Source organism: Hydrogenophaga sp. (assembly GCF_018780075.1).
In the GTDB taxonomy this organism is placed as follows: domain Bacteria; phylum Pseudomonadota; class Gammaproteobacteria; order Burkholderiales; family Burkholderiaceae_C; genus Hydrogenophaga.
The window spans coordinates 1-22,773 of record NZ_JADMKB010000119.1 but is presented as its reverse complement, the minus strand read 5'-3'; the positions used below and the strand labels follow the sequence as shown (position 1 = coordinate 22,773).

The window sequence follows — 22,773 nt, the reverse complement described above, 5'->3', positions numbered from 1 at the left end:
GACCACTTTGGACGCAAGGTGTTGATTTTTAAAGGCTTTATGGGTGGCAAGTTGTATCAGCAAGTCCCGTAGAATCCAATTCCAAAGTCCGTAGCTGAATAGCACTTGTAGGCATTGCCACTCACCTCAGGCAACTTGGCATGGCTGACCCGCCGCCGAGCCCGTCACACGCTGACTCAGTTGTATCACCGAACAGCGAACTGGATGTATGCGGGTCCAGCGAAGGCATGTTTTCCCCACTTTTTCCCCACCAGAAACGACTACGCCACCCGAAGGTGGCGTAAAGCGTTGTCACATATGACAATTTTGGTGGGCGGTGCAGGGTTCGAACCTGCGACCCCTGCCGTGTGAAGGCAGTGCTCTACCACTGAGCTAACCGCCCAAATGATCTGTATTCTTTCGATCCGATCATTCGGAAGCCTCAGATTATAGCCTGTTTTTCTCGTATTTCTGAATCTCTGTGCAACTCATGCGGTTTCGAGCCGCCGCCAGAGTGTTTTGCCTTTGCAGGCCTTGTCGATGTCCGCCAGCGCGACCTCGTGTGCACCGACCTCCTGCTCATTGGCCCGCAGCACCGGCAACGCCACCTGGCTGAGATCCACCTGCACCGACACCTCGCCGGCCACCTCGGTGGTGCCCACGTCCATCAGCAGCGCGTCCTGACCGCGCGTCATGTTGATGTACACATCGGCCAGCAACTCGGCGTCCAGCAAGGCGCCGTGCAAGGTGCGGCCGGAGTTGTCCACCTCCAGGCGGTCACACAGGGCATCGAGGCCGTTGCGCTTGCCCGGGAACATCTCCTTGGCCATCACCAGCGTGTCGATCACGCCCGCCACGTGCGCCTTCATGGGCGGGCGCTTCAAGCGCTCCAGCTCCTTGTTCAGGAAGCTGATGTCGAACGGCGCGTTGTGGATGATGAGTTCGGCATCTTTGAGGTAGGACAGCACCTCGTCCGCAATCTGCGCGAACTTCGGTTTGTCGCGCAGGAACTCGTTGCTGATGCCGTGCACCTTGAGCGCGTCTTCGTGGCTGTCGCGCTCGGGGTTGACGTAGAAGTGCAGGTTGTTGCCGGTGAGCTTGCGATTGAACAACTCGACGCAGCCGATCTCAATGATGCGATCGCCGTTGTCGGCCGACAGGCCGGTGGTTTCCGTGTCCAGAACAATTTGTCTCATGGCTTTCTCGCATCAATGGTGATCCACCGCCGGGCCGCCCCTCGCCGGATCAGCCCCACTGGAGGCAGCGACCCACGAAGCGGCGAAGCGTGGGGATCAATGATTCTCTTTGGCGTGGTTGATCGAATACTTCGGGATTTCGATCGTCACGTCCTGCTGCGCCAGGATGGCCTGGCACGACAAGCGGGACTGCGGCTCCAGGCCCCAGGCGCGGTCAAGCATGTCTTCTTCGTTCTCGTCGAGGTCGTTGAGGCTGTTGTAGCCCTCGCGCACGATGACGTGGCAGGTGGTGCAGGCACACACCATGTCACAGGCATGCTCGATCGAAATGTTGTTCTCCAGCAGGGCTTCGCAGATGGAGGTGCCAGCGGGCGCGCTGACCTGGGTGCCTTGTGGGCAGTATTCGGGGTGGGGCAATATCTTGATGATGGGCATGGGTTTCCTGGGCCTTGGGTGCGTCTCAGACTTCTTCCAGCCGCTTGCCGGCCAGGGCGTGCTGGATACCCCGGTTCATGCGCATGGCGGCGAACGCTTCGGTGCCTTTGGCAAGGGCCGCGGTCGCTGCCTCGATCACAGCGGCCTCGGCACCGGTCGCAACCTCAGCGAGTTGGTTCATCAGCACATGGATGGCTTCGCGCTCGGCGGGGTCCAGCAGGTCCCCGTCGGCGGCCAGGGCGCTGCGGGTCGCCGCGATCATGCGGTCGGCGTCCACCCGGGCCTCGACCAGCGCGCGGGCGGCCATGTCTTGTTGTGCGGTGGCGAAGCTGTCTTGCAGCATCGACGCGATCTGCTCGTCCGACAAGCCGTAGGACGGCTTGACATCGATCCTGGTTTCCACGCCGCTGCCCTGCTCTTTGGCACTCACCGACAACAGGCCATCGGCATCGACCGTGAAGCTCACGCGGATGCGGGCCGCACCCGCCGCCATGGGCGGGATGCCGCGCAGCGTGAAGCGCGCGAGGCTGCGGCAGTCGGCCACCAGGTCGCGCTCACCCTGCACCACGTGCAGCGCCAGCGCGGTCTGGCCGTCCTGGTAAGTGGTGAAATCCTGCGCCAGCGCGGTGGGGATGGGGCTGTTGCGCGGCACGATGCGCTCGACCAGGCCGCCCATGGTCTCGATGCCGAGCGAGAGCGGAATCACATCCAGCAGCAGCAGGTCACCGTCACGGCTGTTGCCCGCGAGCGCGTTGGCCTGGATCGCGGCGCCGAGCGCCACCACCTCGTCGGGGTTCAGGTTGGTCAGCGGTTCCTGACCGAAGAACTCGCCCACGGTGCGCCGGATCACCGGCATGCGGGTGGAGCCACCCACCATCACCACGCCTTTGACCTCGTCTTTGCCGATACCGGCATCGCGCAGCACCTTGCGCAAGGCGGTCATGGTGCGGGCGGTCAGGCCGGCGGTGCAGGCTTCGAACTCGGCAGGGGTCACGGTCTGGCGCAGCGTCTGGCCGTCCACCATGGCCTCGAACACGACGCCGTCATCGCCCGCTTTCACGCTGGACAAGGCCTCCTTGCAGCGGCGGGCCTCGGCGTGCAGACCCGCGCGTTCGGACGCGGTGGGCACATGGGCCACGCCCTGCTGCGCCAGCACCCAGGCCGCCAGCGCCTGGTCGTAATCGTCGCCGCCCAGCGCGGAGTCGCCGCCGGTGGCCATGACCTCGAACACGCCGCGCGTCAGGCGCAGGATGGAGATGTCGAAAGTGCCACCACCGAGGTCGTAGATCGCGTAAATGCCTTCCGAGCCATTGTCCAGACCGTAGGCGATGGCCGCGGCCGTGGGCTCGTTGATCAGCCGCAGCACGTTGATGCCGGCCAGCTGCGCCGCGTCTTTGGTGGCCTGGCGCTGCGCGTCGTCGAAGTACGCGGGCACGGTGATCACCGCACCGAACAGTTCGTCGTCAAAGCTGTCTTCGGCGCGAAAACGCAGCGTGGCCAGGATCTCGGCGCTCACTTCCATGGGCGTCTTGAGCCCTGCCACGGTGTCGACCACGGCCATGCCGTTGTCGTCCACCACCGAGTACGGCAGCTTGTCCGCATCAACCACCTGGGCCCGCGTGCGACCCATCAGGCGCTTGACAGAACTGACCGTGTTCGCCGGATCGCCGACCTGCGCGGCCAGCGCATCAAAGCCGATTTGCCGGCCGGCGCCGCCTTGGGCGGGATCGAGGTAACGCACCACGCTCGGCAAGATCACTCGGCCATCCGCCGACGGCAGGCACTCGGACACGCCATGGCGCACCGCCGCCACCAGCGAATGTGTGGTGCCCAGGTCGATGCCCACCGCCACCCGGCGCTGGTGCGGATCAAGGGACTGGCCGGGTTCGGAAATCTGCAGGAGTGCCATGGGCGCGGGGTGTCAGTGGAGCTGGAAATCGGTCGGATGCGGAGCGCAGCCTTCTATTGTCCCAGCTGATCGAGCCGGTTTTCAACGTCGCGGGCAAAGCGCTCTACAAACATAAGGGCTCTGACCTGCCCGGCCAGTGCGGGGAAGTCGCGCTGCACATCCGCCACCTGCTGCAAATCCAGCAGCATGCGGCCGCGTGCGGCAGCCACGTCGTCGGCCATGCGCTCGAGTGCGGCACCGTCGCGGGCGTCTTCCAGGTCTTCGCGCCACTGCATCTGCTGCATCAGGAACGCGGCCGGCATGGCGGTGTTGTTCTCGGCCTGGATCGGTGCGCCGTTGAGTTCGCACAGGTAGGCCGCACGCTTGAGCGGGTCCTTCAGGCGCTGGTAAGCCTCGTTGATGCGCACCGACCACTGCATGGCCTGGCGCTGGGCCTGTGCATCGGCCGAGGCGAAACGGTCCGGATGGGCCTCACGCTGCAGGTCTTTCCAGCGCGCATCCAGGGCATCGCGGTCCAGCGCAAACGCGGGCGCAATACCGAAGATCTCAAAATCATTGGACAGCAGGTTCATGGGCGTTAAAAAGCCGCCAGCACGTGACGCACTGGCGGCCGCAAGTGGTTGGTCCGGCAACAGTATCAGATACGGAAACTCTCGCCACAGCCACAACGGTCGCGCTCGTTGGGGTTGTTGAAGCGGAAGCCCTCGTTGAGGCCTTCGCGCACAAAGTCCAGCTGCGTGCCGTCGATGTAGGCCAGGCTTTTCGGGTCCACCAGCACCTTGACGCCGTTGTCCTCGAACACCACGTCTTCCGGCGCGATCTCGTCGGCGTACTCCAGCTTGTAGGCCAGGCCTGAGCAGCCAGTGGTCTTGACGCCCAGGCGAACACCCACACCCTTGCCGCGTTTGGCGATGTAACGGGTGACGTGGCGGGCTGCGGCTTCTGAGATCGAGATGGACATGGTGTCGATGGACCGGGCGTGAATCAGTTCAGGTGCTTTTTGCGGTAGTCGTCCACCGCCGCCTTGATGGCGTCTTCGGCCAGGATGGAGCAGTGGATTTTCACGGGCGGCAGCGCCAACTCTTCGGCGATCTCGCTGTTCTTCAGCGCGGCCGCCTGGTCCAGCGTCTTGCCCTTGACCCACTCGGTCACGAGCGAGCTGGAGGCGATGGCCGAACCACAGCCGTAGGTCTTGAAACGCGCGTCTTCGATCACCCCGGTGGTGGGGTTCACCTTGATCTGCAGCTTCATCACGTCACCGCAGGCGGGCGCACCCACCATGCCGGTGCCGACGGACTCATCGCCTTTGTCGAACGAGCCGACATTGCGGGGGTTTTCGTAATGGTCAACGACCTTTTCAGAATAAGCCATGGTCTTTCTCCTTCAGTGTGCGGCCCATTGAATCGTCGAGATATCAATGCCGTCTTTGAACATTTCCCACAGGGGGGACAACTCACGCAGCTTCGCCACGTTTTCCTTGATGGTGCCGATCGCGTAATCGATCTCTTCTTCGGTCGTCCAGCGGCCGATCGTCATGCGCAGGCTGCTGTGGGCCAGTTCGTCGCTGCGGCCAAGGGCGCGCAACACGTAGCTGGGCTCCAGGCTGGCCGAGGTGCAGGCCGAACCCGACGACACCGCCAGGCCCTTGATGCCCATGATCAGCGACTCGCCTTCGACGTAGTTGAAGCTCATGTTCAGGTTGTGCGGCACGCGCTGGGTCTCGTGGCCGTTGATGAACACCTCTTCCACGTCTTTCAGACCCGCCAGCATGCGGTCGTGCAGCGCGCGGATGCGCACGTTTTCGGCGTGCATCTCTTCCTTGGCGATGCGGTAGGCCTCGCCCATGCCCACGCACTGGTGGGTGGGCAGCGTGCCCGAGCGCATCCCGCGCTCGTGGCCACCGCCGTGCATCTGCGCCTCGATGCGGATGCGTGGCTTGCGACGCACGTAAAGTGCCCCGATGCCCTTGGGGCCGTAGGTCTTGTGGCTGGTCAGGCTCATCAGATCGACCGGCAGCGTTTGCAGATCGATGTCCACACGACCGGTGGCCTGGGCCGCATCCACGTGGAAGATCACACCCTTCTCGCGGCAAATGGCGCCGAGGGCGGCGATGTCCTGGATGACGCCGATCTCGTTGTTCACGAACATGACCGAAGCCAGGATGGTGTCGGGGCGGATCGCGGCCTTGAAAACGTCCAGATTCAGCAAGCCATCGGCCTGCACATCCAGGTAAGTCACCTCAAACCCCTGGCGCTCCAACTCGCGCATGGTGTCAAGCACGGCCTTGTGCTCGGTCTTGACGGTGATGAGGTGCTTGCCCTTGGTCTTGTAGAACTGCGCGGCGCCCTTGAGCGCCAGGTTGTTGGACTCGGTCGCGCCACTGGTCCAGACGATTTCGCGCGGGTCGGCGTTGATGAGCGCAGCCACCTGCTCGCGGGCGGTCTCGACGGCTTTTTCAGCTTCCCAACCCCAGGCGTGGCTGCGCGAGGCCGGGTTGCCGAAATGCTCGCGCAACCAGGGAATCATGGCGTCCACCACCCGCGGATCGCAGGGATTCGTGGCGCTGTAGTCCATGTAGATGGGAAAGTGTGGTGTGCTCATGGCTGGCAAAGAAAGGGGCTGGCTGGGCGTTGGAGGTCGCGGTCCGACAGCGCCAGAGGGCGCTCGCGAGCCGCTTCACCCGTTATTTGGAGAATGCGTTACCGAGGGCAAACACCGAGTTGGGTGCATTGACCCGAATCGGCTTGACCACCGGCGCACTGGAAATGGCGCGTTTGATCATGGGGGCATTTTCCACCACCACGCCCTTGGCCAGCTGCTCATCCACCAGCGACTGCAGGGACACGGAATCGAGAAAATCCACCATCTTGGCGTTCAACGCAGCCCACAGCTCGTGGGTCATGCAACGGTTGCCTTCACCCAGACAGTTTTCCTTGCCGCCGCATTGTGTGGCGTCGATCGGCTCATCCACCGACACGATGATGTCGGCGACGGTGATGTCGGACGCCTTGCGCCCGAGGGTGTAGCCGCCGCCCGGTCCACGGGTGGATTCCACCAGCTCGTGGCGGCGCAGCTTGCCGAACAGCTGTTCCAGATAGGAGAGCGAAATCTGCTGGCGCTGGCTGATGGCGGCCAGGGTGACGGGGCCGTTGTTCTGGCGCAGGGCCAAGTCGATCATGGCGGTGACCGCGAAGCGGCCTTTGGTCGTGAGGCGCATGTGAGGCTCCTGTTCGTGAGGCTTGGTCGTTGTGAATGACTGGCTGAAACACCCGGTCTCCTGGCCAGCGGCTTCTCCACCCACCCCAACTGCATCGAGTGCAGTTGCATCGTCAAACTGTTATCCGACTGTTTTTATCGAGTATACCCCATACCCCAGTAATTCGCTGGGTCTTACTGGGTCTTACTGGGTCTTACTGGGTCTTACCCGGATGGACCGGCGGGTCCCTGCCCACCCCGAAGGTCAGAGCAAGTTCGCCGATCCCGGTTCCCTGGTTGATGACGAGAAACCATCCAATGGAGGGCGCTGCACGGGAAACAGGAAGCGCACACAGGTGCCCGGGTTGGCCCCGGCAAAGTGAACCTGCACCCCCAGTTCGGCGGCACGCAGGCGGATGTGGCCGATCCCCCGTCCACCATCCCTGAAAGCCCCTTCGGGCAGCGCCCCCATGCCCACGCCGTCGTCACGGACACTGAGCTCGACATGCCCATCGACCTCCCGCGTGCGCACCGTCACGCGGCTGGCCTGGGCATGCTTCACGATGTTGGCAAACACCTCCTGCAGGCAGCGGAACACGTGAAGCACACCTTGCGCCTCCAGACCGGGAATGGCGGGCACGTCCTGCACCTGCCAGTCGAGGTCGATGCGCGCCGCCTGAAGCGCGGGCGCGATGCGCTGGCGCAGGGTCCCCAGGATGGTGGGCAAATCGCCTTCCATCGGCTCCAGCGAGTCCAGCGTCATGCGCAGGTCTTCCAGCGCGTGATCGAGCATCGAGGCGACCGCCGCGCTGTCTACCTGCCCGCCGCCGCTGCTGCGGACCACGTTCAGCGCCTGCACCAGCTGGCTGCCCAGGCCGTCGTGCATGTCCCGCGTGAGGCGCCGGCGTTCACCTTCCAGCACCCGCTGGCTCTCCACGAGGCGCAGGCGTTCGAACAGGCGGTGCAACTCGCTCTCGCGCTCACTCACCTTCTGGGCCAGTTCAGCGTTCAGGCGACCCACCTGCTCCATCGACGAAGCGGTGCGCCGCACCAGCACCCAGCCCAGGGCATACAGCAGCATCAGCGAGCCCACGTTCATCCACCGGATGTCGGCATCACCGGGCGCGCCCATGTTGACCACCGCAAAATCACGCACGCCGGTGGCCATGGTGGCCGCGCCCACCAGCACCATGAGGCGCTGGTTGGAGTCCAATCCCCAGCGGGCACGATGAAAGAGCTTCACAAGTGCCACCGCGGATGTGGCGGTGATGACGCCCATCCAGAGTCGGTACATGTCGTACTGGTTGAAATAGACCGTGACCGCCAGCCACACCGGCCCCACCACGAGCAAACCACGGACGAAGTTGCGGATGTAGCCCTGCCGGTATTCGAACAGGTCCCACATGAACAGGTACAGACAGCCGCAGTAAACGGTGAAGGACAGCTTGTGGAGGTAGTACCAGACCTCGAACGTCATGGGTGGCGTCTCCATGGGCGTCAGCGCCAGGCGCACGGTCCAGGCGAACGTCGCGCCCACGAGGAGGCCGAACATGCGCTCGCGGGTCTGCAGCCACATCAGCAGCGACATCAGGCCCACCATGAGCGAACAGGCCGCCACCATCCACGTGGCGTACACCTGCCACCACATGAGCTGCTCGTAGCGCTGGTTCAAGGCGTCTGCATCGCCGAGATGGACGATGGAGAGCCCGCTCTTGCGCAGCGGTTGCCCCTTCACCTCAATGTCCAGCTGGTTGGCACCGGGATGGGCAGCGAGCCATGCCTTGGGCAACGGCACCAGGTGCGGCACCAGCGAGGTGTCGACAAAGCCAGGCCGCGTCCAGAAACGGTCGGTCACCTCGTGTCCGTTCAGCCACACGCGGTAGCGCGCGCCCACGCGGGGCAACAACAACGCGAGCGGGCGTTCGGTGCCCAGGCTGGCGGGCCAGTCCAGCCGGTAGCGGGCCTCACCATGCCAGGGTGGCGTCTGGTCGTCCCACACATGCGGCAAGCTCACCATGGTGTGCAGGTCGACACCCGACTGGGTGTGGGCGACCCGTGCCTGACGGATCGCGTAAGCACCGTCGACCGGCCCGGTGCGAGACACCCACAGCAGGGCGAGGAAAAGCGCCAGCACCAGCACCCCGGCCCACAGATAGGCTGGCGTGGCCAGTATCCGGCGGGTCAGGCCACTCGCCGGCATCACAGCAACCCACGCTCCTGCGCCACCCGGACCACCTGCACACGGCTGTGGACCGCAAGCTTGCGGTACAGGTTTTTGATGTGCGAGCCCACCGTGGCGGGGGAGATGCTCAAGCGCTGGGCGATCTCCTTGTTCACGTAGCCCTGGGCCACCAGCTTGAGCACCTCGGTCTCGCGCTCGGACAACAGCACCTCGTGAAAGACCATCGAGGGCGCTGGCGCATCCGGGGCCACCCGGAACTGCTTCAGCAGCATTCGAGCCAGCAGCGGCGAAATGGGGGCTCCACCCTCGCGGATCTGCTCGATCGCAGCGATCAACTCCTCCGACCGGCAGCCTTTCAGAACGTATCCGGTGGCACCGGCTTGCAATGCGGCCACCAAACTCGACTCGCCACCGAACACCGTGAACACCAGCAACTCGGCATCGGGCCGTTCATGCGACAGCCAGCGCAAAAGCTGCTCGCCATGCCCATCCGGCAGCCCGAGGTCCACCAGGAACACATTGGCGCCGCCCGCCAGGGCGTGCTGGCGCGCGTGATCCACGCTGCCCGAGTGACCCACCAGGCGCCACGGTGGACGCGACACCAGCGCCCGCTGGACAAACTGCACGATGGCGGGATCGTCTTCGATCAGGTAGATGCGCGTGGCACCGTCCGTGGCGTGCAACTCGCTCGGCTCAGGCAGAACTGACATGGGTGGAATGGCGTCTTCTTATGGGAGATGGACCCACGACCCGGCTCAGTTGGCCGGCCCCGGCGTGGGCGCTGTGCCCCCGATTGTGCGGCAGAACCTCAGGCCAGCTGATCCCGCCCCGAAGCGCCAAACAGCTGGGCCTTGAGGTGCGCCAGCTGGTCGCGCACCCCCGCCGCCTTCTCGAACTCGAGGTTGCGCGCGTGTTCCAGCATCAGCTTCTCCAGCCGCTTGATCTCGCGCGCCACATCCTTCTCGCTCATGTCTTCCACGCTGGCACGCTGCGCGCTCTCGGCGGCCAGGCGGTCGGCTTCCTTGCCGGCCTTTTCGCTGTAGACGCCGTCGATCAGGTCCTTGATGCGCTTGTTCAGCGCCTTGGGCGTGATGCCCATGGCCAGGTTGTGCGCGATCTGCTTGTTGCGGCGGCGCTCGGTTTCGCCAATGGCCCGCGCCATCGAATCGGTGGTGCGGTCGGCGTACAGGATGGCGCGGCCGCTCAGGTTGCGCGCCGCGCGGCCAATGGTCTGGATCAGGCTGCGCTCGGAGCGCAGGAAGCCCTCCTTGTCGGCGTCCAGGATCGCCACCAGCGACACCTCGGGGATGTCGATGCCCTCGCGCAGCAGGTTGATGCCGACCAGCACGTCGAACGCGCCCAGCCGCAGGTCACGCAGGATTTCCACGCGCTCCACCGTGTCCACGTCGCTGTGCAGGTAGCGCACCTTGACCCCGTTTTCCGTCAGGTAATCGGTCAGCTGCTCGGCCATGCGCTTGGTCAGTGTGGTGATGAGCACGCGCTCGTTCTTCTCCACGCGGATGCGAATTTCCTGCAACACGTCGTCCACCTGGTGGGAGGCCGGGCGCACCTCCACCTCCGGGTCCACCAGGCCAGTGGGGCGCACCAGCTGCTCGACCACCTGACCCGAATGGGTCTTCTCGTAGTCGGCCGGCGTGGCCGAAACGAACACCACCTGGCGCATGCGCTGCTCAAATTCTTCGAGTTTGAGCGGCCGGTTGTCCAGCGCGCTGGGCAGGCGGAAACCGTACTCCACCAGCGTGGTCTTGCGCGCGCGGTCGCCGTTGTACATGCCGCCGAACTGGCCCATGAGCACGTGGCTCTCGTCCAGGAACATCATCGCGTCCTTGGGCAGGTAGTCGGTCAGTGTGGACGGCGGCTCGCCCGGCAGGCTGCCCGAGAGGTGGCGTGAGTAGTTCTCGATGCCCTTGCAGTGGCCGACCTCGCTGAGCATTTCCAGGTCGAAGCGGGTGCGCTGCTCCAGCCGCTGCGCCTCCACCAGCTTGCCCATGCCCACCAGCTCCTTGAGCCGGTCGGCCAGCTCGAGCTTGATCGCCTCGACCGCGCTGAGCACCTGCTCGCGCGGCGTCACGTAGTGGCTGCTGGGGTAGACGGTGAAGCGCGGGATCTTCTGCCGCACCTTGCCGGTGAGCGGGTCGAACAGCTGCAGGGTTTCGATCTCGTCGTCGAACAGCTCGATGCGGATCGCCATCTCACTGTGTTCGGCCGGGAACACGTCAATCGTGTCGCCGCGCACGCGGAACTTGCCGCGCGAAAAATCTTGCTCGTTGCGCGCGTATTGCATGCGCACCAGTTGCGCGATGAGGTCGCGCTGGCCGATCTTGTCACCCACGCGCAGCAGCATCACCATCTGGTGGTAGCTCTCGGGCTTGCCGATGCCGTAGATGGCCGAGACGGTGGCCACGATCACCACGTCGCGCCGCTCCAGGATGCTCTTGGTGCAGGAGAGGCGCATCTGCTCGATGTGCTCGTTGATCGCGCTGTCCTTCTCGATGAACAGGTCGCGTTGCGGCACGTAGGCCTCGGGCTGGTAATAGTCGTAGTAGCTGACGAAGTACTCGACCGCGTTCTTGGGGAAGAATTCGCGGAACTCGCTGTACAGCTGCGCGGCCAGCGTCTTGTTGGGCGCGAACACGATGGCCGGACGTCCCAGACGGGCGATCACGTTGGCCATGGTGAAAGTCTTGCCCGAACCGGTCACGCCCAGCAGGGTCTGGAACACCTCACCGTCGTTCACACCCTCGACCAGTTGCGCGATGGCGGTGGGCTGGTCGCCCGCCGGCGGATAGGGCATGAAGAGCTCGAACGGCGAACCAGGAAAGCGGATGAACTCCCCACTGGGTATCTCCGGCATGACTTCTGCAATTTTTGGCATGGAGCGCTCGGCTGGCCCGGGTAGGGGCCGGGTAAAATCTTGGACAACCTGCAAGGCTAACCGAGCCCCGGAAATCACGCTACTGACAACTTCCAAAGGATCTTCATGTCTTTGTTCACCGCCGTCGAAATGGCCCCCCGCGACCCCATCCTGGGTCTGAACGAACAGTTCGCCGCCGACACCAACCCCAACAAGGTCAACCTCGGCGTTGGCGTGTACTTCGACGACAACGGCAAGCTGCCCCTGCTGCAGTGCGTGCAGGCCGCCGAGAAAACCATGATGGAGAAGCCCACCGCCCGTGGCTACCTGCCCATCGACGGCATCGTCGCTTACGACGCGGCCGTCAAGGGCCTGGTCTTTGGTGCAGACAGCGACGTCGTCAAGAGCGGCCGCGTGGCCACGGTGCAAGGCATCGGCGGCACGGGCGGCCTGAAGATCGGCGCCGACTTCCTGAAGAAGGTCAGCCCCAACGCCACCGTGCTGATCTCCGACCCCAGCTGGGAGAACCACCGTGCCCTGTTCACCAGCGCCGGCTTCACCGTGGACACCTACGCCTACTACGACGCCGAGCAGCGCGGCGTGAACTTCGAGGGCATGCTGGCCAGCCTGAACGCCGCAGCGCCCGGCACCATCGTGCTGCTGCACGCCTGCTGCCACAACCCCACCGGCTACGACATCCCCCCCGCCCATTGGGACCAGGTGATCGCGGTGGTCAAGGCCCGGGGCCTGACCCCCTTCCTCGACATGGCCTACCAGGGTTTCGGTTACGGCATCGCCGAAGACGGCGCCGTGATCGGCAAGTTCGTGGCCGCCGGCCTGACCTTCTTTGTGTCCACCAGCTTCTCCAAGAGCTTCAGCCTGTACGGCGAGCGCGTGGGCGCCCTGTCGGTGGTCTGCGAAAGCAAGGAAGAATGCGACCGCGTGCTGTCTCAGCTCAAGATCGTCATCCGCACCAACTACTCCAACCCGCCGATCCACGGTGGTGCCGTGGTCGCCGCGGTGCTGAACAACCCCGAGCTGCGCGCCCTGTGGGAGAAAGAACTGGGCGAGATGCGCGTGCGCATCAAGGCCATGCGCCAGAAGCTGGTGGACGGCCTCAAGGCTGCCGGTGTGAAGCAGGACATGAGCTTCATCACCACCCAGATCGGCATGTTCAGCTACTCCGGCCTGTCCAAGGACCAGATGGTGCGCCTGCGCAGCGAGTTCGGCGTCTACGGCACCGACACCGGCCGCATGTGCGTGGCCGCGCTCAACAGCAAGAACATTGACTACGTCTGCCAGGCCATCGCCAAGGTGATCTGAACCAACCCTTTCCAAACAAAAAGCCGCTCCTGAGCGGCTTTTTGTTTGGTGGCGCCCATCCCGGGGGATCACCCTGAGAGGGGTGGAAACGCCCTGGTCATTCTTTCACGAAGGTGACAAAAGCCCCGGGAAATTAGGTGTTTCCACCGTTACGGGCGCTGCAACATGCTGCTATATTGCACTGCAACATAACCATTTATTCCCCCATGCTGTACCAGATTTACGAAACCCAGCGCTCCATGATGGAGCCGTTCGCGGACCTGGCCGAGGTCGCCGCCAAGCTCTACAACAACCCTGCGCTGCCGTTGGCACAGATGCCGCTGGCGCAGCGGGTGGCAGCAGGCTACGACCTCATGCACCGCCTGGGCAAGGACTACGAAAAGCCGGTGTTCGGCATCACCACCGCCGACGTGGACGGGGTGGACGTGGCGATCTTCGAGCGCATCGAGATCGACAAACCGTTCTGCGAACTGCGCCGCTTCAAGCGCTTCACCGACGACTCCGCCACCCTGGGCAAGCTCAAGGGTCAGCCGGTGGTGCTGATCGTGGCCCCGCTCTCGGGCCACTACGCCACCCTGCTGCGCGACACCGTCCGCACCATGCTGAAAGACCACAAGGTCTACATCACCGACTGGAAAAACGCACGTCTGGTGCCGCTGTCCGAGGGTGAGTTCCACCTCGACGACTATGTGAACTACGTGCAGGAGTTCATCCGCTACCTGCAGAAGAACTACGGCAACTGCCACGTGATGAGCGTGTGCCAGCCCACCGTGCCGGTGCTGGCCGCCGTGTCGCTGATGGCCAGCCGGGGCGAAACCACGCCGCTGTCCATGACCATGATGGGTGGCCCCATCGACGCCAGCAAATCGCCCACCGCGGTGAACAACCTGGCCACGCAGCGCAGCCACAGCTGGTTTGAGAACAACGTGATCTACCGGGTGCCGAGCAACTTCCCGGGCGCAGGCCGCCGCGTCTACCCCGGCTTCCTGCAGCACACCGGCTTCGTGGCCATGAATCCTGACCGCCACGCCACCAGCCATTACGACTACTTCAAGGACCTGGTCAAAGGCGACAACTCCAGCGTCGAGAGCCACCGCAAGTTCTACGACGAGTACAACGCCGTGCTCGACATGGACGCCGACTACTACCTCGAAACCATCGAGACCGTCTTCCAGGACTTCAAGCTGGTCAATGGCACCTGGGACGTCAGGAACGAGGCCGGCAAGGTCGAACGCGTGCGCCCCGAAGACATTGCCACCACCGGTCTGCTGACCGTGGAAGGTGAGCTGGACGACATCTCGGGCTCGGGCCAGACGGCCGCGGCGCACGACCTGTGCACCAGCATCCCCAAGACGCACCAGATGCACTACGAAGCCAAGGGCGCGGGCCACTACGGCATTTTCAGCGGCCGCCGTTGGCGCGAGATGGTGTACCCGGTGGTCAAGACCTTCATCCTGGCGCACCAGCCCAAAGCGGCGACGGCCGTCGCGACCCCTGCGGTGGTGGCCGCACCGGCAGCGCGCCCTGCGCGCCAGTCCGTGGTGGCGGTGAAGTCTGTGGCCAAAAAGGCAACCCCCAAAGGGGCCGCCAAACCTGTGGTCAAGGCTGCCGTCAAGGCCGTGGTGGCCAGCAAAGCCGCATCCAAACCCGTGGCCAAGGCACCCGTCAAAGGCAAGGCATCCGCAGCCTGATGGTGCAGACCCCGGGGAGCGACCCGCTCCCCGGTATATTGGCTTCATGAACGAACTCGCCCGGCGCATCGACGCCGCCTTGCCGCAAACGCAATGCACGCGCTGCGGCTACCCGGACTGCGCCCGGTACGCCGAGGCCGTCGCCGCCGGCGAGGCCGGCATCAACCAGTGCCCGCCCGGCGGCCAAGAGGGCATCGAGCGGCTCGCGGCCCTCACCGGCCAGCCCGTCACCCTGCTCAACCCCGCCAACGGCATCGAAGGCCCGCTGACTCTGGCGGTCATCGACGAAGACTGGTGCATCGGCTGCACGCTGTGCATCAAGGCCTGTCCGACCGACGCCATCGTCGGCAGCAACAAGCTCATGCACACCGTCATCGAGCCCTGTTGCACGGGCTGCGAGCTCTGCCTGCCGGTCTGCCCGGTGGACTGCATTTCACTGGAGGTGGTGAGCGGCGAACGCACCGGCTGGCAGGCCTGGACCACGGCCCAGGCGGCGCAGGGCCGCGAACGTTACCAGCAGCGCACGGCGCGCCTGGCGCGCGAGCAGCTCGAACACGACCAGCGCCAGGAAGCCAAGGCCCGGATGAAGCTGGCCGATCTGGCGGCCCATTCGCAGCACACCGACCCTGCCGTGCTCGACAAAAAGCGCTCGGTGATCGAAGCCGCCCTGGCCCGCGCCCGCGCCAAACGGGACGCTGCGGCCTGAGCCCCGGCGCCGTCAGGCCGCCACGCTCAGCGACTTGTAGACACCGCAACCCACGTACAGGTCGTCCACCTTGGACACGTAAGACATCTTGGTCTGGATGGTGCCGCTCTGCGGGTTGGTGATGTCGTACTCCACCCAGCCCGGTTCCAGCTCGGCCTGCGCGACGATGGATTCCAGCAGCGACGCGCCGTCCACGCCGGGGATGTCCTGCACCCGGCCACCCACCTTGTCGGGCCGGCCACCGAAGGCCCGGTAGCTGCCGAGGCGGTCGAGCGCAAACACATACATGTCGCGGTCGTGAAAGGCCCGGGCCGGATCGGTGATGTCGCGCAGAAAGCCTTCGCGACCCGACTGCGCCCGCAGCGCCAGCGCCTGCTGCACCAGTTGCATGGCCTCTTCGGCCGCCCCTTGCTGCAGCATGAACGACGACACCGCCTGCGCCAGGGTGGCCGCGCGACCTTCCAGCTGGGTGGCCTGCTGCACCGCGCGCTCCACCATCTGGGCGTTGCGCTGGGTGATTTCGTCCAGTTGGCCGACGGCGGTCGAGATTTCGCTCAGGCCGCTGCTCTGTTCGGCGCTCGCGGCCGAGATCAGCGACATGTTGGCCGCCACCCCGCGCACCCCGTTGACGATCTCGGTCATGTTGGCGCCGGCCGCGCGCATCTGCGCCACGCTGGCCGACACCTGCGCCCCCGAGGCCTGGATCAGTTCACGGATCTCGCGCGACGAGGCGGCCGAGCGCTGCGCCAGGCTGCGCACCTCGCTCGCCACCACGGCAAACCCCCTGCCCTGTTCGCCGGCGCGCGCCGCTTCCACCGCCGCGTTGAGCGCCAGGATGTTGGTCTGAAACGCCAGGCTGTCGATCACGCCGATGATCTCGTTCATCTGCTGCGCGCTCTTCTGGATGCCTTCGACCGAGTCCACCGCGCGCACCATGGCCTGGGCGCCCGCTTCCGCCACGTCGCGCACGCGGGCCGCCTGGGCGTCGGAATTGACGGCGGTCTCGGCGTTCTGGTGCACGGTGCTGGACAGCTCCTGCACGCTGGCCGCGGTCTGTTCCAGGTTGGCGGCCTGTTGCTCGGTGCGGTCGGCCAGATCGCGGTTGCCCGCCACCAGGCTCTTGCCCGCGTAGGCCACCAGCGCCGAATTGCTGCGAACCTCGGCGACCATGCCTGACAGGTTGCCGATCATGTTCTCCAGCTGCGCCGCGAGGTCGGCCAACTCATCGCTGCCCCGCACCAGCACGTGGGCCCGCAGGTTGCCTTGGGCGGTCTGAGCCATCACGCTGCTCACATGGCGGAAGTCGACCACGAAGCTCATGTAAAAAGAGACCAGCAGGTACGTCAAAGCGCCCATGCCCAGCAGCGCCACGCCCATGACCACCTGGCGCTGGGTGCGCAGGGACCCCAGCCGGGCGTCCAGCAAGGTGTCCAGCCGCTGCAGCACCGCCGTCTGGTAGGTGCGCACAGCCCCGATCGCGGCGGTGCCGGCTTCAAAGTAGGCGGGGCTCGTCACCGAGCCCGGGCTGTCCAGGGCCCGTCGCGCCTGCTCAATGAAAGTCTCGCTGCCCTTCAGCGCGGATTCGCCTTGCAGGTCGTGCTGACCGTAGCGTTCGGCAAACCCCATCGAAAAGCGGTGGTCCAGGGCGTCGGCCTGCAAGCTGTCGAGCTGCAGGCGCAGGCGGGCCATGGCCTCAGGCTCTGGCTGGGGCAGGCTCAGCTGACCGGCCCCCTGGCCACGCAGGCGCCCGATCAGCTCACTCCAGGGCACGGTGCGGGAAACCACCATGTCCATCAGGAAATAGCTGGCCGGGTCGGGATCAAACAGCAGGCTGGAGCGCTCGCCCATTGTGTAGACCAGCCGCCGCAGTTCGTCGATCAGGGCGGTGTGGGCTTGAAAAGACGCCGGTGCCGGCACCTGCTCGGTCGCAGGGAGCTGCTCCAGGCGGCTGGCCAGGGCCTTCCATTCGGCGGCCACCTCGAAGTCCGGGCGCCGGTCGAGTTCGGCGCCCACCGCCGACAGCGCGGCTTGCAGCTCGGTGCGCGTCTTGTCGAGCGCGGGGCGAACCGTGGCGTTGCCCGACAGCAGCATGTGGGTTTGGCCACGGTGCGTCTGAACCGCTGTGATCAGGTCGGCCAGGCGCGCGATGTTGCGGGACCCTTGCACCTCCCGCTCGGTGAAGTTGATGTCGCCGCCGATGCGCTGCACCAGCAGCACACACACCACCACCATCGGCACCACCAGCGCCATGGCCAGCAGAGCCAGCTTGACGGGAAGGCGCAGGCGGCGCATCAGCCATAAGCCGGGCATCATGGGTTGAAGAAGGGACATGGGCAAGGCTCCAGAAAAACTGCAACAAACGTCTATCGACACCAACAGGGTCGCACTTGAGCCCCCGGTGCCACCCGACGCGGCTCAGTGCAGCGCGGGGATGCCGGCCTGTCGCGCCTCGAAATGGCGAAACAGCTGCATCGAGATCAGGCGCAAGGACTCGTCGCACAGGGTTTGAGCGTGAACGAGCTGTTTCAACGCATAGCGCTTGTCGCTCAACATCAGCGCCCGGCTGATCGACATGCCGTGGCTGGCCATGCGAAGACTGAAGGCTTCCAGCAATTCCTGCGGCCAATGCAGGGAGAGCTCACGTTCGCGCCAGACCGGCGGGCGTTGCGCCCAGCGGTGGTCACCCTGCGTGATCGGGGACACCACCGGGGCGAGGCCCGGCGTGGCACTGGAGGGATGGGGCGTCGTTTCCATGGTGGCGTCCTGCGTGTTGGAACGGAATGGCACCAGCGTACCCAGCCCCGGGCTGTCGATTCCCTCGAACAACACCAGAAAAACCGCCCTGCTCCGGCCCTCGCCACCGCCTTGGCACAATCCCGGGATGTCCAGTTCCCACCCCACCCGCCTCATCCGGCTGGATGCCCAGCCCGCCGGGCAGCCCGAGACCGATCACCCCCGACCCGAACGCCTCGTCCGGGGCAACCCGCTGCGTGAAACCTGGAACCGGGTGGACGAAGGCCTGCCCGCCGGGCAGGTGTTTTGCGGCGTGTGGCGCTGCGAGCCCGGGCGCTGGCGCATCGCCATGGGGCCGACCGAGCGCGAGCTGTTCACGGTGCTCAGCGGGCACTGCCGCGTGCACGACGCGCGGGGCGGATTTGAAGAGATGGGGCCGGGCGAGGGGCTGTACATCCCGCCCGGATTCGAAGGCGAATTCGAGGTGCTGGAGCAGCTCACCAAGACCTACATGATCTGCGAGTAAACCCAGCGGGCAGAAAAATGGCCCTGCGGGCGCGAGCTCCGCAGGGCCTGTCTCCTCGGCACCGTCAATCGTTCAGGCCGGGCTTCCCGCCAGCTTCGCAAAGGCAGCCACCACCTCGGGCGGCGCCTGCACCAGTTCAATCAGCACACCCTCGCCCGCGATCGGGAACGCCTCGTTCGCCTTGGGGTGCAAGAAGGTGATGTCAAAACCCGCCGCGCCCTGGCGGATACCGCCGGGCGCAAAGCGCACGCCGTTGGCCGTCAGCCACTCGACCGCGACCGGCAGGTCGTCGATCCACAGACCGATGTGGTTCAGCGGCGTGGCGTGCACGGCCGGTTTCTTGTCGGGATCGATGGGCTGCATCAGATCGACCTCGACCTTGAACGGGCCGCTGCCGATGGCGCAGATGTCCTCGTCCACGTTCTCGCGCTCGCTCTGGAAGCTGCCGGTCTTCTCCAGACCCAGCATGTCCACCCACAGCGTCTGCAGGCGCAGCTTGTCGGGCCCACCGATGGCAATCTGCTGGACACCCAGCACCTTGAATGGACGTGGCGTGCCCTTCATTTCTGAAACTCCACGATGGGTTGATCGACCACGAGCGATTCGCCCTTGGACGCCAGCACTTTGGACACGATGCCGTCGGCCGCCGCGAACAGCACGTTTTCCATCTTCATGGCCTCGATCACCGCCACGCGCTCGCCGGCCTGCACCTTCTGGCCCACCTGCACCGCCACGTCGACCAGCAGGCCGGGCATGGGCGAGAGCACGTATTTGCTCATGTCGGGCGCGGCCTTGAAGGGCATCATCCTGTGCAATTCGGCCATGCGGCGCGACACCACCACGGTCTCGATGCGCGTGCCGTTGTGCTGCACCACCAAAGCCAGCGGGTTGCGTGGCGTGCCGCGCTCCACCTGCGCGGTGAACGGCTGGCCGTTGCACACGCCGGTGATGCAGATGTCGTTCAGGCGCGAGGGGCTGCTGATCTCGAAGCGATGGCCGTCGATGGTGACCACGGCCGAGCCGAGCTGGCCCAGCACCTCGTCCACGTGCACGTCGGTGTAGCGGTTCTGGCCGCCCGCGCCCAGCGTGATCACGCTGAAATCGTGCCCGACCTTGACGCCGTAGCCCGGCAGCTGGCCGGTCAGGCCGGCCGCGCGCTCGCGCGACTTGCGGCGCACGAAGGCCGCCAGCGCCACGAGGAAATCGGCATCGTCGTGCGGCACGTCTTCGGCGCGGAAGCCATGGGCGTAGTGCTCTGCGATGAAGCCTGTGTTGAAGTCACCCGACACGAACTTCGGGTGGGCCAGCAGCGCGGCCTGGAACGGGATGTTGCTGCTGATGCCACGGATCACGAAGCCGTTGAGCGCCTCGCGCATCTTGGCAATGGCCTCGTTGCGGTCCTTGCCGTGCACGATGAGCTTGGCGATCATCGAGTCGTAGAACATCGGGATCTCGCCACCATCAACCACGCCCGTGTCCACGCGCACGCCGTACAGGTCGGCGGTGTTGGACTGGTGCATGGTCTGCGCCGGTGGCTGGAAGCGCACCAGGCGGCCGGTGGACGGCAGGAAGTTGCGGAACGGGTCTTCGGCGTTGATGCGGCACTCCATGGCCCAACCATTGCGTTGCACCTGGTCCTGCGTGATCGGCAGTTGCTCGCCGGCCGCCACGCGGATCATCAGCTCCACCAGATCGACGCCGGTGATGCACTCGGTGACGGGGTGCTCCACCTGCAGGCGGGTGTTCATCTCCAGGAAATAGAAGTCCTGGTCTTTGCCGACCACGAACTCGACCGTGCCGGCACTCTGGTACTTCACCGCCTTGGCCAGCGCCACGGCCTGCTCGCCCATGGCCTTGCGCGTGGCATCGCTGATGAAGGGCGACGGCGCCTCCTCGATCACCTTCTGGTGGCGGCGCTGGATCGAGCACTCGCGCTCGTTCAGGTAGATCACGTTGCCGTGCGAATCGCCCAGCACCTGGATCTCGATGTGGCGGGGCTCCAGCACGTATTTTTCGATGAAGACGCGGTCGTCGCCGAAGCTGTTGCGGGCCTCGTTGCGGCAGCTGGTGAAGCCCTCGAAGGCTTCCTTGTCGTTGAAGGCCACGCGCAGGCCCTTGCCTCCGCCGCCTGCCGAGGCCTTGATCATCACGGGGTAGCCGATGTCCTTGGCGATCTCGACCGCACGTTCGGCCGTTTCGATGGCGTCGTTCCAGCCCGGGATGGTGTTGACCTTGGCTTCGTTGGCCAGCTTCTTGGAGGCGATCTTGTCGCCCATGGCCGCGATGGAAAAATGGCGCGGGCCGATGAAGGCGATGCCTTCGTCTTCACAGCGTTTGGCGAAGGCCTCGTTTTCCGACAGAAAGCCGTAGCCGGGGTGGATGGCCTGCGCGCCGGTCTGCTTGGCCGCTGCAATGATCTTGTCCGCCACCAGGTAGGACTCGCGCGAGGGTGCCGGGCCGAGCAACACAGCCTCGTCGGCCAGTTGCACGTGGCGCGCTTCCTTGTCGGCTTCGGAATACACCGCCACGGTGGCGATGCCCATCTTCTTGGCGGTGGCGATCACGCGGCAGGCGATCTCGCCGCGATTGGCAATGAGAATTTTGGTGAACATTTCAGTCTCCTAGACGAGAACAGGCTTGTTGTTTCTGGGGTGATGCATGGCTGAGCCCGCAACGGGCCCGGCGCATCTGCCTCCGCTCATGTCCCCCGCCCTGCGGGCTCCTCCTTGACTTCGCTGCGGCAGACACACCGTGCCCGTTGCTGCGAAGGAGGTTGGGTTTGAAACAGAGGAGTGCCCACCACTCAGGATCGGGGTGTCTGAGTGTTTTGCGGAGGTAAAGGAGGAGCCCGAAGGGCGGGGGACACGCAGCAAAACGCTCGGGCACCCCGATCCAGCGCGATAGAAGGTCATCGCGAGCCTCACCCAACTCACAGCGGAATGTTCCCGTGCTTGCGCCACGGGTTTTCCAGCTTCTTGTCCTTCAACATCACCAGCGAACGGCAGATGCGCTTGCGCGTCTCGTGCGGCAGGATCACGTCGTCGATGAAGCCACGCGCGCCAGCCACGAAGGGGTTGGCGAAGCGGGCCTTGTACTCGGCTTCCTTGGCGGCCAGCTTGGCCGGGTCGCCCTTGTCTTCGCGGAAGATGATCTCCACCGCGCCCTTGGCGCCCATCACCGCGATCTCGGCGTTGGGCCACGCGAAGTTCACGTCGCCGCGCAGGTGCTTGGAGGCCATCACGTCGTAGGCGCCACCGTAGGCCTTGCGCGTGATCACGGTGATCTTCGGCACCGTGCACTCGGCGTAGGCGTAGAGCAGCTTGGCGCCATGCTTGATGATGCCGCCGTACTCCTGGCTGGTGCCGGGCATGAAGCCGGGCACGTCCACAAACGTCACCACCGGGATGTTGAACGCATCGCAGAAGCGCACGAAGCGCGCGGCCTTGATGCTCGATTTGATGTCCAGGCAGCCGGCCAGCACCAGCGGCTGGTTGGCCACGATGCCCACGGTCTGGCCGTCCATGCGGGCGAAGCCGATCAGGATGTTCTTCGCGTACTCGGGTTGCAGCTCGAAGAAGTCGCCGTCGTCTACGGTTTTGACGATCAGCTCCTTCATGTCGTAGGGCTTGTTCGGGTTCTCGGGCACCAGGGTGTCGAGGCTCAGGTCCATGCGGTCGATCGGGTCGCCGCTGGGGCGCAGCGGCGCCTTCTCGCGGTTGTTGAGCGGCAGGTAGTTGTAGAGCCGGCGCAGCATCAACAGCGCTTCCACGTCGTTCTCGAACGCGAGGTCGGCCACGCCGCTCTTGGTGGTGTGCGTCACCGCGCCGCCCAGTTCTTCGGCGGTCACTTCCTCGTGCGTCACGGTCTTCACCACCTCGGGACCGGTCACGAACATGTAGCTCGAATCCTTGACCATGAAGATGAAGTCGGTCATGGCGGGCGAATACACCGCGCCACCGGCCGAGGGGCCCATGATCATGCTGATCTGCGGCACCACACCACTGGCCATCACGTTGCGCTGGA

20 protein-coding genes and 1 tRNA gene are annotated in these 22,773 nt (G+C 65.0%); 4 read left to right on the top strand and 17 right to left on the bottom strand.

The genetic code is table 11. From position 1 onward, the window contains the following. Positions 1–307 precede the first annotated feature (307 nt). The 12 genes from IV088_RS19680 to uvrB all read right to left on the bottom strand — a co-directional run bounded on the left by IV088_RS19680 (position 308) and on the right by uvrB (position 11,792). Positions 308–382, bottom strand: a tRNA-Val gene (locus tag IV088_RS19680). Between the two features lie 85 nt (positions 383–467). After that, positions 468–1,175, bottom strand: a complete 708-nt coding sequence (dnaQ, locus tag IV088_RS19675; RefSeq protein ID WP_291105574.1) for a DNA polymerase III subunit epsilon — start codon at positions 1,173–1,175, stop codon at positions 468–470. Between the two features lie 96 nt (positions 1,176–1,271). After that, positions 1,272–1,610 (bottom strand): ISC system 2Fe-2S type ferredoxin, encoded by a 339-nt coding sequence (gene fdx / locus IV088_RS19670; protein WP_291105572.1) that lies wholly within the window; start codon positions 1,608–1,610, stop codon positions 1,272–1,274. A 25-nt stretch (positions 1,611–1,635) separates the two neighbouring features. Next, a complete protein-coding gene (gene hscA / locus IV088_RS19665; RefSeq protein WP_291105571.1) occupies positions 1,636–3,519 on the bottom strand; it encodes a Fe-S protein assembly chaperone HscA in 1,884 nt (627 codons plus the stop codon). A gap of 53 nt (positions 3,520–3,572) precedes the next feature. Beyond that, positions 3,573–4,091, bottom strand: coding sequence for a Fe-S protein assembly co-chaperone HscB (gene hscB / locus IV088_RS19660; RefSeq protein ID WP_291105569.1), 519 nt, complete (start codon positions 4,089–4,091; stop codon positions 3,573–3,575). Between the two features lie 65 nt (positions 4,092–4,156). Next, positions 4,157–4,480: an iron-sulfur cluster assembly protein IscA gene (gene iscA, locus IV088_RS19655; RefSeq protein WP_077331348.1), complete on the bottom strand. Its 324-nt coding sequence runs from the start codon at positions 4,478–4,480 to the stop codon at positions 4,157–4,159. 23 nt (positions 4,481–4,503) lie between these two features. Next, positions 4,504–4,890 carry a Fe-S cluster assembly scaffold IscU gene (gene iscU, locus IV088_RS19650; protein ID WP_077331347.1) on the bottom strand — a complete coding sequence of 129 codons (387 nt, stop codon included), beginning with the start codon at positions 4,888–4,890 and terminating at the stop codon, positions 4,504–4,506. 12 nt (positions 4,891–4,902) lie between these two features. Further along, positions 4,903–6,120 carry an IscS subfamily cysteine desulfurase gene (locus IV088_RS19645; RefSeq protein WP_291105568.1) on the bottom strand — a complete coding sequence of 406 codons (1,218 nt, stop codon included), beginning with the start codon at positions 6,118–6,120 and terminating at the stop codon, positions 4,903–4,905. Positions 6,121–6,202: 82 nt separating this feature from the next. Continuing rightward, positions 6,203–6,736: a Fe-S cluster assembly transcriptional regulator IscR gene (gene iscR, locus IV088_RS19640; protein WP_291105566.1), complete on the bottom strand. Its 534-nt coding sequence runs from the start codon at positions 6,734–6,736 to the stop codon at positions 6,203–6,205. Between the two features lie 243 nt (positions 6,737–6,979). After that, complete coding sequence (locus IV088_RS19635; RefSeq protein WP_291105564.1) at positions 6,980–8,914, bottom strand: ATP-binding protein; 1,935 nt, start codon at positions 8,912–8,914, stop codon at positions 6,980–6,982. Next, positions 8,914–9,606 (bottom strand): response regulator transcription factor, encoded by a 693-nt coding sequence (locus IV088_RS19630; protein WP_291105563.1) that lies wholly within the window; start codon positions 9,604–9,606, stop codon positions 8,914–8,916. Before IV088_RS19630 ends, IV088_RS19635 begins: the two co-directional genes overlap by 1 nt. Positions 9,607–9,704: 98 nt before the next feature. Further along, on the bottom strand, positions 9,705–11,792 hold the full coding sequence (uvrB, locus tag IV088_RS19625; protein WP_291105561.1) for an excinuclease ABC subunit UvrB: 2,088 nt from the start codon (positions 11,790–11,792) through the stop codon (positions 9,705–9,707). 105 nt (positions 11,793–11,897) lie between these two features. Here uvrB and IV088_RS19620 point away from each other — a divergent pair, with 105 nt between their 5' ends. The 3 genes from IV088_RS19620 (at position 11,898) to rsxB (ending at position 15,491) form a co-directional block, all read left to right on the top strand. Continuing rightward, positions 11,898–13,094, top strand: coding sequence for an amino acid aminotransferase (locus tag IV088_RS19620; RefSeq protein ID WP_291105560.1), 1,197 nt, complete (start codon positions 11,898–11,900; stop codon positions 13,092–13,094). A 206-nt stretch (positions 13,095–13,300) separates the two neighbouring features. Then, positions 13,301–14,785, top strand: a complete 1,485-nt coding sequence (locus IV088_RS19615; protein ID WP_291105559.1) for a polyhydroxyalkanoate depolymerase — start codon at positions 13,301–13,303, stop codon at positions 14,783–14,785. Positions 14,786–14,831: 46 nt separating this feature from the next. Next, entirely contained in the window at positions 14,832–15,491 is a 660-nt protein-coding gene (rsxB, locus tag IV088_RS19610) for an electron transport complex subunit RsxB (RefSeq protein ID WP_291105558.1), read from the top strand. A gap of 12 nt (positions 15,492–15,503) precedes the next feature. Here rsxB and IV088_RS26365 read toward each other — a convergent pair whose 3' ends face one another. Further along, entirely contained in the window at positions 15,504–17,822 is a 2,319-nt protein-coding gene (locus IV088_RS26365) for a methyl-accepting chemotaxis protein (protein ID WP_367171599.1), read from the bottom strand. A gap of 84 nt (positions 17,823–17,906) precedes the next feature. Then, positions 17,907–18,245: a hypothetical protein gene (locus IV088_RS19600; RefSeq protein ID WP_291105557.1), complete on the bottom strand. Its 339-nt coding sequence runs from the start codon at positions 18,243–18,245 to the stop codon at positions 17,907–17,909. A gap of 127 nt (positions 18,246–18,372) precedes the next feature. On the opposite strand from IV088_RS19600, the gene IV088_RS19595 reads away from it, so the two are divergent. Continuing rightward, complete coding sequence (locus IV088_RS19595) at positions 18,373–18,750, top strand: cupin domain-containing protein (RefSeq protein WP_291105556.1); 378 nt, start codon at positions 18,373–18,375, stop codon at positions 18,748–18,750. A gap of 72 nt (positions 18,751–18,822) precedes the next feature. Here IV088_RS19595 and IV088_RS19590 read toward each other — a convergent pair whose 3' ends face one another. The 3 genes from IV088_RS19590 to IV088_RS19580 all read right to left on the bottom strand — a co-directional run. Further along, positions 18,823–19,314, bottom strand: coding sequence for a VOC family protein (locus tag IV088_RS19590; RefSeq protein WP_291105555.1), 492 nt, complete (start codon positions 19,312–19,314; stop codon positions 18,823–18,825). Continuing rightward, positions 19,311–21,362 carry an acetyl/propionyl/methylcrotonyl-CoA carboxylase subunit alpha gene (locus IV088_RS19585; RefSeq protein WP_291105554.1) on the bottom strand — a complete coding sequence of 684 codons (2,052 nt, stop codon included), beginning with the start codon at positions 21,360–21,362 and terminating at the stop codon, positions 19,311–19,313. Before IV088_RS19585 ends, IV088_RS19590 begins: the two co-directional genes overlap by 4 nt. A 317-nt stretch (positions 21,363–21,679) precedes the next feature. Further along, on the bottom strand, positions 21,680–22,773 hold a 1,094-nt coding region (locus IV088_RS19580), incomplete at its 5' end, for an acyl-CoA carboxylase subunit beta (protein WP_291105553.1).